This is a genomic window from Pollutibacter soli, assembly GCA_029269725.1.
GTDB lineage: Bacteria > Bacteroidota > Bacteroidia > Chitinophagales > Chitinophagaceae > Pollutibacter > Pollutibacter soli.
On the sequence record JARJHS010000009.1, the window covers coordinates 1 to 13222 of the forward strand.

Sequence of the window (13222 nt, forward strand, 5' to 3'; positions counted from 1 at the left end):
ACCTCCTTTTTATACAGCTCAATTGTGTATAAACCTATATCCAAAACTGAAAATAAAAAAAGCTGCCTCATTTTACTTTTGAGACAGCCTCTTTTATTTGCAGTTTAATCAAAACCAACAGGTCCAGGTAACGTTTGTCTATAAATTAATCTCTGTCAGGAATTGTCAGGTCTGGGTTCTTTTAATTCTCCTGCTTACTCAATATATCTCTCTTTATTTCATTCCACATTCCGTCAAAACTTCTGTTATTATCCTCGCGGAATCTTGTAGAAAGAGATCTGATTTTTTCTTCCCTGTCTTCTTTTGTAAGATTGAAAAACCCGCGGATCATATCTGCATCATTTTCGTAGGCGAGTTCATTGTATAGTGTTTTGAGCGCCTTCTCTTTTTGGATATTATCAAAAGCCATATTCTTTTCCATCTCTTCGCGAAGCATCGCCTTCTGCTCATAACTTCCTGCCGGTAATAGTGATTTGGCAATGATCGGCATGAGTTCAATCAACATCAATATTGCTACAATCAGGTAATACCTGTATTTTAATGCATCATTACCTTTCAAAAGATTGTTCAAGGCTTCCGCGCGCGTAAGAAAACCGTTGTTCAATGTTGCTGCAAATAGTTCTTCTTCTTTTCTCTTTGTGGAGTCGATGCTTTGAAGAGAAGATTGGATCTGATCTTTTCCTGGCTGATTGACTCTTATCAGGGCCTGGAATTCAGCATCCAGTTTTTCATATTCTGCTTTTTTTGCGAGAGCTATTCTTTCAATACCCACTTTGCCGGTACCACCCGTACCATCAGCTTCGCGGATGTAATTTTCACGAGCGAGATTGACATCTTTAAGTAACGACTGCTCTTTGTCGTCGATTGAATTTTTTTCCTGTGTCAGCTCCAGTTTCTTTTTCTGGTACAGCGTGTCCAGCTCATTTGCTTTGCGTTGTTTTCTGCCTTCATTGTCCAGGCTGATCTGTACTTTGATTTCTTTATCAAACAAATAAAGAATTGCAGGTTGCGCCATAAAAACACCGATGGTCAGTGCGAGTAATCCTCGGAACAGGTAAGGCCGGATTTTCTTTTTGTTTCCTGAATGAATGCCTTTAATCAGGGCCCTGTCGATACTCAGGATAATAAATCCCATGAACAGACCCAGCGGAACAAATATCCAGGCCGACTCGATTGCGGTAGAAAAAAAGTAAGTCCATGCCAGGGTTGCAAAAAGCCACGTCGTCATCACGATCATACCGACGATTGAATATCGGTTTCTGTCGATCACGCATTCTGATACGATTTCTTTTTCGGCAGTGGAAAGCCACCATAAAAATTCCTGAAATGCAGAAGGTTCATAGGTTGCGCGCTGCGCAACCGAAATTGGTTGATTTGCCATTAAAGTCTGTTTTACCGTTTCAACAGACAGGGAGACGCTAAAACAATCCGACAGGTTGGAAGGAGATGTAAAGCTATCAGGAAAACGTGATTTGCGGTCTCAAAGTATTGATTAGCTGTTAAAAAGCTGTCAAAGCCACCACCGGAAAACATTCCTTCAAAGTTCCCGTCCTTTGTTACCTTTGCCGCTCAAATTTTGATAAACGATTTCAAATGAAACTGGATAGAAATTCGGTGATTGGTTTTGTGTTGTTGGCTGTATTGTTTTTTGGCTATTTCTACTTTACAAGGCAGGGTCAGATCGAGCTTGAAAAAAAGCAGAAGGCTACGCAGGACTCATTGGCAAAACTGCCCCGTCGAAATGATACTTCAAATGCTCCTGTAATTACACAAATTCCCGACTCCAACGTTCAGGTGCCAGCCACAGGGAGCCTGATCCAGCAGGGCCAGGGAACAGAAGAATTGAAAACACTTGAAAATGACCTGGTACGCATCGTTTTTTCCAACAAAGGCGGGCAACCGAAGATTGTAGATCTGAAGAAGTACAAATCGGTTGATAGTTCCCAGGTGAGAATGGTCGATACATCTTTCGATAAATTGTCATACATGATCAATACTGGTACGAATAACACCGCCAGCATAATTGATCTGTATTTCAGTGGCGGAGATGTAAAATCAAATCCTGACGGGAGTCAATCAATTTCTTATCGCCTTGGCGATTCAACCGGCAAAAGCATAGAGCATGTATTTACATTGAGCAAAGATCAGTACATGGTCGATTGGGCAGTGAATCTGAAAGGTGCAGACAAATTGTTTACCCAGAATGCGCTTAATCTGCTCTGGCAGACAAGGGCTGTTCAGCATGAATATGATATCAAGGGTGAGAAGAGAGAAACGCAAATCGGATTGTTGGAAGGAGATGGATTTGACTACTTCACAATGGGAGACGGACTGAACAAGAAATTTGAAGAAGGCGTGAAGTGGATCAGTCTTAAACAGAAATTTTTTAACACGACTGTCATTGCGGAGAGTGGTTTTTCTTATGCTGAGATTAACTGTCAGGTTCCACACGATTCAACTCAGATCGTGGCAAGTGCAGTAACCAATCTCAGATCTACCATTCCTGTAGGTTCGGACATTCCTTTGAAATACCGGATTTATTACGGACCGAATGATTTTAAAATTCTGAAGAGTTATAAAAATGACATGGAAGACCTGGTAAATCTGGGTCAGGGCTTTTATGCGTTTGTAAAATATATCAACCGGTGGATAGTATTACCGGTATTCAATTTTTTCACAAAGTTTGTTGTTAGTTATGGACTGGTGATTGCTTTGCTGACCATTTTCATCCGGTTGCTTACTTCTCCACTGGTGTACAGCAGTTACCTGAGTGGTGCGAAAATGAAAGCTTTACGTCCTGAAATTGATATCCTTAAAGCGAAATACAAGGAGGATCAGCAGGCATTCAGCATGGAACAGATGAAATTGTTCAGAACCGCAGGGGTTAACCCTTTGGGTGGTTGTATTCCGGCACTTTTACAGATACCGATATTCTTTGCGCTATACAGTTTCTTTAACTCCAATATTGCGCTCCGCGGAGAAAAATTCTGGTGGGCGAACGACTTGTCCAGTTATGATGCTGTGATTAAATGGAGTTACGAGCTTCCGTTTATAGGAAGTCACATCAGTTTATTTACCATACTCGCGGTTGTAACAAGTTTGTTGATTTCTCTGTACAGTATGAGTATGACACCGGATCAGAATAATCCTGTGTTGAAATACATGCCATATATTTTCCCGGTTTTGTTATTGGGCATATTCAATAGCCTTCCTTCAGCATTAACATGGTATTACACTGTGTCCAACGTAATTACGCTTATATTGCAGTTTGTAATTCAGAATTACATCATCAATCATGATAAGATCCTGGCGCAGCTGGAAGAAAACAAAAAGAAGCCGCGCACGAAACCCAAATGGCAGGAGCGATTAGAACAGATGCAGGAGACACAGAAGAAGGTGGATCAGATGAAAAAGAACAATCAGAAAAAATAATCAATACATGGCCCGCAATGCGGGTCATTCTTTTAACAGTTACGCCTGCAACCCGCGAAGGGATTTGATTATCTTTAATCCAATTTATAAATAACATATGAAGAAGAGCATTCTCTTCCCCGTTATACTGATCGTATTTTCTACAAATCTTTTTGCTCAGAAGACGTTATCTGAGGGATCAATACAATATGATGTATCTGTGCAAACAGGAACTACAGAACCTAAAATGGCTGATATGTTTGACGGTGCAAAAGCTACCTTATTGCTAAAGGGAACAATGAGTCGTTCAGAACTTAGCAGCGCATTAGGTAGCACAACAACAATTTTTGATCATCGTACGGGAACCGGCGTTGTACTAAGGGATTTCGGCTCTCAGAAGTTGCTGATAAAAATGAATCGCGCAAACTGGACCGACAAGAACAAGAAATATAGCGGAATCGTTTTTAAAAAGACTGGCGAAACAAAAATGATTGCTGGCTATAAATGTGAAAAAGCAGAAGCAGTTTTGAAAGACGGAAGTTCTTTCACGGTATTCTATACTCCTGATATCGTTCCTGAAAATGCAGAATATGATGCTCAGTTTAAAAATCTGCCGGGTCTTCCTTTGGAATATGAGTCCATCCAGGGTAAGATGAAAATAAAATATACCGCTTCTAAAATCAGCTTTGATCCGGTTCCGGTAGGAAGGTTTGAAATTCCCACTTCAGGATACCGGGAAATGACCTATGAAGAAAGCACAAAACGCCCAGGTCAGTAAAAAAATCAACAGAATTGGAATTTGCAGCGAAGAATTACCTGATAGCAGGAGCCATCGGAGTTTTGAATTTCTGCAGGAAAGTTTTGGTTTTGTAAGGGATAAAGATGGTCACATTGCCTTTTTGGTACGCCATCATTGAATTGAGGGTCGTAACCTTATCAGCCCTTCTTGAACCAAAAGTTTTGTTCGAGATATTATAACCTGAATTCAGAGAAATGTTCAGGTTCTTTTTAATACTTGAGAATGATGATTTCTTTGATTTGGATCCTCCACCATTCATGGTTCCGTCAACAGCAAAAACAGTCTGCGTAAAAGCGATCACCACGAAGATGGTGGCAATTTTTTTGCAAACATTTTTTAAGGTGCTATGTTTTGGTTTGTCCATGTGCTACAAATATAATTAAAAAGTTTTTATAAAATCAAGTGTCCAGGGAGAAACTTTAATAATGTATTAACGTAGTTTATTAAAAAAGGTTGCCTAAAATTGGGGCTTTCCGTTTTAAATCTTAACTTTCAAGAACCTGCAACAAATGAGTATAAATCCCTACCGTCAGGAACACGAAAATATACGCGAATTACTGAATCAATACGAGAACCTGAAAGCAGGCCGCCCAAACTCCTTTCTTGACGAGGAATCATTCGAACGAATTATTGACCATTTTGACGATATGGACGAGCTTAACCGTGCTATAGAGGCGGCTGAGGCAGGCATTTCCCAATTCCCTTTTTCTTCTTCCCTTTTCATTAAAAAGGCTGATTTACTCATTGCAGCCAGGCAATACAATAAGGCCCTGGACTTACTCGAACAGGCTGAAATCCTTGATAGTACAGATATCGATATCTATATTTTGCGGACAGATGCCTACCTCGCACTGGATCAACAGGAAAAAGCAGTGAAATTGCTGGAAGAAGCAATTGACCTGTTTGAGGGAGAAGAAAGATTAAATCTCCTTTTCGAGCTTGCGGATGTATACGATGATTATGAGGAATTCGACAAAATATTCGACTGTTTAAAGCTCATCCTGGAATACGATCCGAATAATGAGGAAGCGCTTTACAAGATATGTTTCTGGACTGATTTCACAGGAAGAAATGAAGAAAGCATCAGGCTGCATCAACTCGTAATAGATGAATATCCCTATAACGAACTTGCCTGGTTTAACCTGGCAGCAGCGTACCAGGGGTTGAAGCTGTATGAGAAATCCATAGATGCATACAAATATGCACTTGTCATCAATGAAAAATTCGATTACGCCTACAGGAATATGGCTGACGCGTATATCCGTCTGCGTAAGTACAAAGATGCCATTGATGCATTAGAAAGGGTAGTAGAACTTACAAGACCTGAAGATGTGATTTATGAAGCGATCGGACACTGTTATGATAAACTGAAAAACTACGCACAGGCCAGGTTTTACTACAGGAAAGCATCACACCTGAACCCGGAAGATGCAAAGTTGCATTTCAAAATTGCCGGCACATATATCAATGAAAAAATATGGCCACAGGCCATCAAGTACCTTGAGCAGGCACTTCGTATAAACAAAATGCAGCCGGAATTTAACCTTGCTATGGGTGAGGCTCAAATGCAGATCGGACGGCAGAAAGAGGCCATCCAATACTTCTCGAACGTGGTACATAACCGGCCAAGGAAAAGTGCAGGATGGGATGCTCTGATCAGATGTCTTTACGCAGCTAAAAATTTTGATGAAGCAGAAAAACACGTAACTGCAGCATTAAAAATCACCATGGGGAAACCTGTTTTCCTTTTCTATCATTGCGCCATACTTTTTGCCCAGGGAAGATCAAAAGAAGCATTACTCATGTTGGAGAGTGCAATGGAGAAAGCTCCGAAAATGCTCCGGAAAATGCTGCTATTAAATCCTTCACTGCTGCAGAACCAGCAGGTAGTCGATATCGTAGCCAGATTCAAAAGAAGCCGTTCAATCTGAAAAGTCCATCAATAATCAGCTCTGATATTTGAATTTCCTTCAACGCAACTCCCCGTTTTCTTTCTTAATATTGCACAAATTTTAACCCAGCAGATTAATGAACTTTAACCTCTCTCAAATTCCGGAACGCATACCAAAACCGCGTAAGTCCGGATTGACGATGGTAATGGACAAGGGCCTGAGCATTGAGGAAGCGAGGAATTTTTTGAGTATCGGAAAGCCCCATGTGGATATAGTGAAACTTGGATTTGGAACATCCTTTGTAACACCTAATCTCCGTGAAAAAATAGAACTGTATCATTCGCATGATATTCCCATTTATTTTGGTGGAACACTCTTCGAAGCATTCCTGATTCGTGGTCAGTTTGATGACTATATCAGCGTCTGCAAAGATTACGGTGTCCGTTATATGGAGGTAAGCGATGGTTCCATTACAATTCCACACGCTGAAAAATGTGGCTACATCGAAAAACTCACCAAACACGGAATAGTTCTTAGCGAAGTTGGTAGTAAGGATGCTGCACACATAATCCCGCCATACAAGTGGATAGAACTGATGAAAGCTGAACTGGAAGCGGGATCTTCTTATGTAATTGCTGAAGCACGCGAAGCCGGTAACGTGGGTATCTATCGCGGAAGCGGTGAAGTCCGTGAAGGTCTGGTACAGGAAATTCTCACTCAAATACCTGGTGAAAAAATCATTTGGGAAGCTCCGCAAAAAGCACAGCAATTGTATTTTATCGAATTGCTCGGGTGTAATGTAAACCTCGGCAATATCGCACCAACCGAAATAATTCCATTGGAAACAATGAGGCTGGGTTTAAGGGGAGATACTTTCGACCTTTTCCTGAACAAGGCGCAGTCATGAAGAAATATGGATTGATTGGATTTCCGTTGAGCCATTCATTCTCGAAAAAATATTTCGCCCGGAAATTTCAGACTGAAAAAATCGGCGATTGTGTATATGACAATTACCCGATCGAAACCATAGATGCGTTTCCGGAACTGATTCACAGCAATCCTGAATTACAAGGATTGAATGTGACAATACCTTATAAAGAAAAGGTGATTCCCTATCTCACAAATGCGTCTCCGGTGGTCAATACGATCAGAGCTTGTAACTGCATAAGAATTCAAAATGGCGAGTTAACTGGTCACAACACAGATGTAGCGGGTTTTTCGTTTATTCTTAACCGACAGTTGAATCCCAAACACAAAAGAGCTTTGGTGCTTGGTACCGGTGGCGCATCGAAAGCGGTGAATTATGTTCTCGATATTCAAAATATAGAAAGAATATCTGTCAGCAGAAACCCTGCGCCTGGTGTAATTACATACGATGATCTGACGGAAGAAATAGTGAAGGAGCATTTACTGATTATCAATACCAGTCCTGTAGGAATGTATCCCGGAATCGGGGATGCACCCTCAATTCCATACAGTGCAATCACCGGAAATCATCTCTGCGTTGATCTCATTTATAATCCCGCTAAAACAAAATTTCTTCAACTCGCAGAAGAGAAAGGATCAGCTATTCAAAATGGTGAAGAAATGCTTGTTGTGCAGGCTGAAGAAAGCTGGAAGATCTGGAACTCATAAAATTCAGGGCTTTATTATTTTCAACACCCCCTCAGGTATCGGTCTGATTCTTTTTGTTTCATAGTCAAAACAAACCATGCCGGTACGAATGTTCGCGGCTACTATATGTTTGCCATTCTTATCAGATTTTATCTGGTAAACCAGGTCGAAAGTCACTTTGGAAATATCGGAAACAGCAACACCAATAATCGCTGTATCACCGTACATCAATTCTGCTTTAAAATCAACCGCCAGTTCTGACATTATCAAACTGACACCTCCGAAATTCATTTCGGAAAATCCTAATGAAGACAGAAACTGCATGCGCGCTTCATGTGCGATTGAAAGCACACTGTCGTTTCCCAAATGTCCGCCATAATTTATGTCAGTAATCCGAACCGGAATATTTGTCTGAAAGTCGAAAGATGATGGAACTATGATATTGTTTTTGCCCATGATGTCCGTTCGGCAATGTAAGGATCGATGTTATTTCTCGTCAATCACATCAGCCATTTCCGCAAGATCAAAGAAGTTGGAACCGGTTGGCATAAATTGTGAGTGTTCCATTTTCTGTTTCCAGCGAAGTAAGGTGTTATTCCAACGCTGCCTTACCTGGCTATCCTGCTGACCTGTATTGTATACTGACTTTACCATATCATTCAGCTTGTAAGACACTCTGTTGTAACTACCATCGTTTGCAGGAACCAGGATATAATTAGAATCAGAATATGAAACCTGCGGCTGTATTTTTTTGGACTCTCCGGCCCCGATACTTGTCCTGATACTTTCTGCATTCAGGCCTTCATTTTCATTCCTGATAAGATTTACCAATGCAGAAATAATTAAAAGGGTTGAAGCTATCACCGCCGCGTAGGCGAAGATTCTTTTTCTGTGAAATCTGACTACCGGAGTCTCGGTGGTTGTTTCAGTTTCGGTAACTGACTCAGCATTGATTCCTGCTTTGATCAGATCCCAGGCTCCGGTGGGAGGCTCTTCCTCCAGTGCATCAAGGGAACTACGCAATTGAAAAGGTTCTTTTTCAAGTTCCTTTTTCAGCAATTCCCAAACTTGCTCAGGAGGTTCTTCAGTGTATTGATATAATTTCTGTTGCCACTGCATAACCGCAATCGGTTTAGTGCTTCTGCTTTTGTTGTTTCAAAATGACGTTCTGCAAAATTGTCTTTGCTCGTGCTAACTGCGACTTACTCGTGCCCTCGCTTATACCCATCATCTCAGCGATTTCCCTGTGCGTGTATCCTTCGACTACATACAGGTTGAAAACTGTTCTGTAGCCGGGAGATAAATCCCTGATAATCTTCACCAGGTCTTTCAGCGCGAGATGGTCAAATGTGGACCAGTCTTTATCTTCCATCGACCTTTCCTGCGATTCTGTAACCGGATAAAGATGAACCGACTTTCTGTAATGTTCAATCGCCGTGTTCACAAAAATCCGTCGAATCCAGCCTTCGAAAGAACCCTCACCTCTGAATTTGCCGAGGTTCTTGTACACTTTAATAAAACCTTCCTGTAATATGTCCTGTGCATCTTCAGCGTTTCCGGAATAACGCATACAAACTGCGTACATCTTTGGTGAAAATCGCTGGTAGAGCAATTCCTGCATTTTACTGTCTCCGTCCAGGCAACCCCGGATTAAGTCGGAATCAGATACCGTATGGTTGCCTGTATTCATTCTTAATTGCAAAAAAAATCAAAATTGATCGCAAAGCAATCCATTTTTCAATGAAATTCAAATTTTTCCAAAAAACTTCCCATCTTTTCCAACGCTTTGCGTCTATGACTGAATTTATCCTTTTCCGAATCACCCATTTCTGCGAAGGTTTTTTCCGAGCCATTGGGAATAAACACTGGGTCATAACCAAATCCGTTTTCTCCGGATTTTTCCTTGCTGATTTTGCCTTCGCAGACTCCCTCAAACCTGTATTCTTCACCGTTGACAATTAATGATATAATGGTTCTGAACCGTGCATCACGATCGTCCTTGTCTTTCAATGCGTCAAGAAGTTTGGCCAGATTCATCTCAGCCGTAGCATTTTCACCCGCATATCGTGCGGTTTTGACGCCCGGCCTGCCGTCGAGGGCTGTTACTTCAAGACCAGTGTCTTCACCAAAACAATTGGCATTCGTTATACTGTAGATCACCGAAGATTTCTGGTAAGCATTTTCCTCCAGCGTATCCCAGGGTTCTGGAATTGATTCGGTAATTCCAGCTTCTTCGAGAGTGAGGATTTCATATCTGTATTTTAAAATTCTTTTGATTTCCCTTGCTTTGTTGGGATTATGCGTTGCAGCGATAAGCTTCATGGTACCCATCTAGCTGAGAAATAATTTTTGTAAGCTTGTCCAGAGACTTTTCTTTATTTCCTTATTTGCTTCAATGGTGGATAGGTCCGGCGCTGCCACCATTTTTATTTTACTGAACTGATATATATTATATAATGGAAAATTAACCGGGAGGTCAATTTCAGATGGAGCCACTCCCAGCATTAACATTGTCTGCGGTTGAAATTGATTGAAAATGAATTCATAACCCGTTGTTTCAAATTCTGCAATATTCGACAGTGAAATATCTCTCAATGATAATTTACATGCTGCCAGAATTCTGTTGAGCACAGCAAGGTCCTCATCCGAAATTACCGGTACGGATTTGTCTTTTATAAGTACAAGGATCTTCTGCTGATTGTCCCCAAGCGTGTGATTTTTCAGACTATCAGCCGATTTTTCTTGAGTACTATTTTCATTCAGGTCGTATAATGAATCCTTATATAAATTTCTGATGATGGATGCGGGCAATTGAAAATCTTCAAAATTCATGTGCTCGGTATGGTTTATATGTTGTTTAACGCTACAGGTTAGGGCTTTTTTTGTTTATTTGTGTACAAATAAACTTTATGGTTGCAGCATCGGGAATGAAGATTACAAAGGTGGAAAGATCAAAATTACAGGATATCAATCTGGATCATCTTCCGTTCGGGAAATATTTTTCAGATCATATGCTGGAGGCAGATTTTGAAAACGGCGTATGGAAAAACGTAGAGATAAAACCTTATCAGCCACTGCTGCTTGAACCTTCGCTTGCCGCACTTCACTACGGTCAGGCAATTTTTGAAGGTATTAAAGCTTATAAGCATTCAAATGGCGATTCGTTTATTTTCAGACCATTCGATAATTATAAGAGATTCAATATTTCCGCAGACAGGATGGAGATGCCAGTAGTTCCGGAAGAAATATTTATCGAAGGCATGCGTCAGCTGATAGAATTAGACAACAGCTGGATTCCATCGAGACCTGAACACAGTTTATATATCAGGCCATTCATGTTTTCCTCAGACGAAGTCATAGGAGTGAAACCTTCTGAAACGTATAAGTTCCTCATCATTTTGAGTCCTACCGGACCATACTATGCTGAACCAATGAAAATATATGTAGAGGAAAATTTTGTTCGTGCCGCTCCCGGTGGTGTTGGTTTTGCAAAAACTGCGGGCAACTATGCAGCGGCGATGAAGGCAACTTCAGTCGCTCGTAAACAGGGATACGACCAGGTATTATGGACCGATGCTTTGGAACATAAATATATCCAGGAGATCGGAACTATGAATGTTTTCTTTATTATAGGAGATAAAGCCATAACCCCTGATCTTGAATCACAGACAATTCTCGCTGGCGTTACGAGGGATTCCGTACTGACATTGCTGGAGGAAGCCGGATTGAAAGTCGAAGAGCGGCCTATTTCAATTGATGAAGTTGTTGAAGCGTACAAAAAAGGCGATCTTAAAGAAGTTTTCGGAACAGGAACTGCAGCTACCATTTCATTGATAAAAGAACTTAAATATATCAGGGAGGTATTGACATTTAATCCGGCAGAATGTAAGGTGTCGGCAATGATCAAACAGCAGATGGCAGATATCAGGGAAGGTCGCATCGCAGATAAGCACGGCTGGTTATACAGAATTTGATTTTCCGCTGGATAAAGCGGGATAAATCAGCTCCGTATTTTTTTGACTGATTTTTATATTTTCTCTTTTGGTGTTTGAAAATTTACCCCTACCTTTGCCGTCCTGTTAAAATAGGGTAGAATGCCAACTATTCAGCAATTAGTAAGAAAAGGTAGAGAAATCATCAGGGCGAAAAGCAAATCCAGGGCTCTGGATGCGTGCCCTCAGCGTCGTGGTGTATGTACACGTGTGTATACTACAACTCCTAAAAAACCGAACTCAGCACTTCGTAAAGTAGCGAAAGTTAAACTGACAAATAAAGTTGAGGTTATCGCATATATCCCGGGTGAAGGGCACAACCTCCAGGAGCACTCAATCGTGTTAATCCGTGGTGGTCGTGTTAAGGATTTGCCAGGTGTGCGTTACCATATCGTACGTGGAAGCCTCGATACTGCAGGTGTGAAGGATAGGAAGAAGAGCCGTTCTAAATACGGTACCAAACGCGATAAAAAGGCAGCAGCCGGTAAAAAATAATCAATCTTAGAAATTTTCAATAATGAGGAAAGCAAAAGCAAAAAAGTTACCCTTAGCAGCTGATCCAAAGTATAATGATACGCTGGTTAGCCGCTTTGTAAACAACATTATGTGGCAGGGTAAAAAAGATGCTTCTCTGACAATATTTTACGATGCGCTGGATAAAGTGAGCAAGCAGACCGGGGAAAACGGTTATGATATTTGGAGGAAAGCATTATCAAATGTTACTCCGGGTGTTGAAGTACGTAGCCGCAGAATTGGTGGCGCAACTTTCCAGATTCCATCTGAAGTTCGCCCTGACAGGAAAATTTCACTTAGTATCAAATGGCTGGTTCGTTTTGCCCGCGAAAGGAATGGACGTAGCATGGCTGATAAACTTGCTAACGAAATCGTAGCAGCAGCCAAAGGTGAAGGCGGTGCGTTTAAAAAGAAAGAAGATACTCATAGAATGGCTGAAGCAAACAAAGCTTTCGCTCACTTCAGGGTATAAAATCATATAGTTGATGTTTTTTACAGCCATACGCCTTTAGCGTGTGGCTTTTTTTATCGAAAAAATCGATTCATTGATCGAAAGGTGTTAATGGAATCATTGGGAAATCTACTTCGTAAAACCGTAAGTATTAGGCTCAAAGCCATTTTCCATCCCCTTTTCCCTTTTTTTGCAGCTGTTAACAGGCTTGTTTTTCATCAGATTTGGGACTTATTTTATACTCGTATTCTAACCCGAAATCTGAAAATCAGTATTTATGAAAACCAAGCCAGGATTAATCAAAGCGTCTGGATATTTTGCCCTCCTGTTGGCGATCTCTTTCTTCTACTCAAAAATCAATTCAGGGCATACTACACACGATAAAAACTGCAACGCGAAATTTCCCCTGAAAATGATGGTTTCCGGTTTTTCATTGTCCGGTCATGTATGTGGAGAGAACAAGGTTTATAATATGCCTCAGGTAAATTTCCGAATCAAAGGCGACGATATTTCCGAAGCTAAATAAAATTAACACAGATAACCTGACCCT

Annotated in this window: 16 protein-coding genes; 9 read left to right on the forward strand and 7 right to left on the reverse strand. The window is 41.0% G+C overall.

Translation table 11 applies throughout. The annotated features are described in order from the left end of the window. Positions 1 to 181 precede the first annotated feature (181 nt). A complete protein-coding gene (locus P2W82_RS19445; RefSeq protein WP_336517599.1) occupies positions 182 to 1381 on the reverse strand; it encodes a DUF4407 domain-containing protein in 1200 nt (399 codons plus the stop codon). Between the two features lie 212 nt (positions 1382 to 1593). On the opposite strand from P2W82_RS19445, the gene yidC reads away from it, so the two are divergent. Continuing rightward, on the forward strand, positions 1594 to 3432 hold the full coding sequence (gene yidC / locus P2W82_RS19450; protein WP_336517600.1) for a membrane protein insertase YidC: 1839 nt from the start codon (positions 1594 to 1596) through the stop codon (positions 3430 to 3432). Positions 3433 to 3529: 97 nt separating this feature from the next. Next, a complete protein-coding gene (locus P2W82_RS19455) occupies positions 3530 to 4189 on the forward strand; it encodes a hypothetical protein (RefSeq protein WP_336517601.1) in 660 nt (219 codons plus the stop codon). Positions 4190 to 4223: 34 nt separating this feature from the next. Here the strand turns inward: P2W82_RS19455 and P2W82_RS19460 are convergent, their stop codons facing one another. Continuing rightward, positions 4224 to 4574, reverse strand: a complete 351-nt coding sequence (locus tag P2W82_RS19460) for a hypothetical protein (RefSeq protein ID WP_336517602.1) — start codon at positions 4572 to 4574, stop codon at positions 4224 to 4226. 145 nt (positions 4575 to 4719) lie between these two features. On the opposite strand from P2W82_RS19460, the gene P2W82_RS19465 reads away from it, so the two are divergent. The 3 genes from P2W82_RS19465 (at position 4720) to P2W82_RS19475 (ending at position 7737) form a co-directional block, all read left to right on the forward strand. Next, on the forward strand, positions 4720 to 6141 hold the full coding sequence (locus P2W82_RS19465; RefSeq protein ID WP_336517603.1) for a tetratricopeptide repeat protein: 1422 nt from the start codon (positions 4720 to 4722) through the stop codon (positions 6139 to 6141). A gap of 97 nt (positions 6142 to 6238) precedes the next feature. After that, on the forward strand, positions 6239 to 7009 hold the full coding sequence (locus P2W82_RS19470) for a phosphosulfolactate synthase (RefSeq protein WP_336517604.1): 771 nt from the start codon (positions 6239 to 6241) through the stop codon (positions 7007 to 7009). Further along, on the forward strand, positions 7006 to 7737 hold the full coding sequence (locus P2W82_RS19475) for a shikimate dehydrogenase family protein (RefSeq protein WP_336517605.1): 732 nt from the start codon (positions 7006 to 7008) through the stop codon (positions 7735 to 7737). The genes P2W82_RS19470 and P2W82_RS19475 overlap by 4 nt, the downstream gene beginning before the upstream one ends. A gap of 3 nt (positions 7738 to 7740) precedes the next feature. Here the strand turns inward: P2W82_RS19475 and P2W82_RS19480 are convergent, their stop codons facing one another. Genes P2W82_RS19480 through P2W82_RS19500 form a run of 5 tightly spaced genes read right to left on the reverse strand, consistent with a single transcriptional unit; the run spans position 7741 to position 10548 of the window. Next, a complete protein-coding gene (locus P2W82_RS19480) occupies positions 7741 to 8172 on the reverse strand; it encodes an acyl-CoA thioesterase (RefSeq protein ID WP_336517606.1) in 432 nt (143 codons plus the stop codon). A 30-nt stretch (positions 8173 to 8202) separates the two neighbouring features. Next, a complete protein-coding gene (locus tag P2W82_RS19485; RefSeq protein ID WP_336517607.1) occupies positions 8203 to 8835 on the reverse strand; it encodes a hypothetical protein in 633 nt (210 codons plus the stop codon). Between the two features lie 13 nt (positions 8836 to 8848). After that, a complete protein-coding gene (locus P2W82_RS19490) occupies positions 8849 to 9418 on the reverse strand; it encodes an RNA polymerase sigma factor (RefSeq protein ID WP_336517608.1) in 570 nt (189 codons plus the stop codon). A 35-nt stretch (positions 9419 to 9453) separates the two neighbouring features. Further along, complete coding sequence (gene rdgB, locus P2W82_RS19495) at positions 9454 to 10047, reverse strand: RdgB/HAM1 family non-canonical purine NTP pyrophosphatase (protein WP_336517609.1); 594 nt, start codon at positions 10045 to 10047, stop codon at positions 9454 to 9456. Further along, entirely contained in the window at positions 10048 to 10548 is a 501-nt protein-coding gene (locus tag P2W82_RS19500) for a hypothetical protein (RefSeq protein ID WP_336517610.1), read from the reverse strand. Between the two features lie 77 nt (positions 10549 to 10625). Between P2W82_RS19500 and P2W82_RS19505 the strand changes: the two genes are divergently transcribed. From P2W82_RS19505 to P2W82_RS19520, 4 genes are all read left to right on the forward strand, one after another. Next, on the forward strand, positions 10626 to 11690 hold the full coding sequence (locus tag P2W82_RS19505) for a branched-chain amino acid aminotransferase (RefSeq protein ID WP_336517611.1): 1065 nt from the start codon (positions 10626 to 10628) through the stop codon (positions 11688 to 11690). 120 nt (positions 11691 to 11810) lie between these two features. Continuing rightward, complete coding sequence (rpsL, locus tag P2W82_RS19510; protein ID WP_336517612.1) at positions 11811 to 12203, forward strand: 30S ribosomal protein S12; 393 nt, start codon at positions 11811 to 11813, stop codon at positions 12201 to 12203. 22 nt (positions 12204 to 12225) lie between these two features. Then, positions 12226 to 12693, forward strand: a complete 468-nt coding sequence (gene rpsG, locus P2W82_RS19515) for a 30S ribosomal protein S7 (RefSeq protein ID WP_336517613.1) — start codon at positions 12226 to 12228, stop codon at positions 12691 to 12693. 256 nt (positions 12694 to 12949) lie between these two features. Next, positions 12950 to 13198 carry a hypothetical protein gene (locus P2W82_RS19520; protein ID WP_336517614.1) on the forward strand — a complete coding sequence of 83 codons (249 nt, stop codon included), beginning with the start codon at positions 12950 to 12952 and terminating at the stop codon, positions 13196 to 13198. The last annotated feature ends 24 nt before the right edge of the window (positions 13199 to 13222 follow it).

Bases quoted from the DNA above. Each gene is read 5' to 3' on its own strand.
- P2W82_RS19445 (WP_336517599.1), bottom strand. From the start codon at position 1,381: ATGGCAAATCAACCAATTTCGGTTGCGCAGCGCGCAACCTATGAACCT.
- rpsL (WP_336517612.1), top strand. From the start codon at position 11,811: ATGCCAACTATTCAGCAATTAGTAAGAAAAGGTAGAGAAATCATCAGG.
- P2W82_RS19505 (WP_336517611.1), top strand. From the start codon at position 10,626: ATGGTTGCAGCATCGGGAATGAAGATTACAAAGGTGGAAAGATCAAAA.
- P2W82_RS19465 (WP_336517603.1), top strand. From the start codon at position 4,720: ATGAGTATAAATCCCTACCGTCAGGAACACGAAAATATACGCGAATTA.
- yidC (WP_336517600.1), top strand. From the start codon at position 1,594: ATGAAACTGGATAGAAATTCGGTGATTGGTTTTGTGTTGTTGGCTGTA.
- P2W82_RS19455 (WP_336517601.1), top strand. From the start codon at position 3,530: ATGAAGAAGAGCATTCTCTTCCCCGTTATACTGATCGTATTTTCTACA.
- P2W82_RS19475 (WP_336517605.1), top strand. From the start codon at position 7,006: ATGAAGAAATATGGATTGATTGGATTTCCGTTGAGCCATTCATTCTCG.
- P2W82_RS19480 (WP_336517606.1), bottom strand. From the start codon at position 8,172: ATGGGCAAAAACAATATCATAGTTCCATCATCTTTCGACTTTCAGACA.
- P2W82_RS19520 (WP_336517614.1), top strand. From the start codon at position 12,950: ATGAAAACCAAGCCAGGATTAATCAAAGCGTCTGGATATTTTGCCCTC.
- rpsG (WP_336517613.1), top strand. From the start codon at position 12,226: ATGAGGAAAGCAAAAGCAAAAAAGTTACCCTTAGCAGCTGATCCAAAG.
- P2W82_RS19500 (WP_336517610.1), bottom strand. From the start codon at position 10,548: ATGAATTTTGAAGATTTTCAATTGCCCGCATCCATCATCAGAAATTTA.
- rdgB (WP_336517609.1), bottom strand. From the start codon at position 10,047: ATGGGTACCATGAAGCTTATCGCTGCAACGCATAATCCCAACAAAGCA.
- P2W82_RS19460 (WP_336517602.1), bottom strand. From the start codon at position 4,574: ATGGACAAACCAAAACATAGCACCTTAAAAAATGTTTGCAAAAAAATT.
- P2W82_RS19470 (WP_336517604.1), top strand. From the start codon at position 6,239: ATGAACTTTAACCTCTCTCAAATTCCGGAACGCATACCAAAACCGCGT.
- P2W82_RS19485 (WP_336517607.1), bottom strand. From the start codon at position 8,835: ATGCAGTGGCAACAGAAATTATATCAATACACTGAAGAACCTCCTGAG.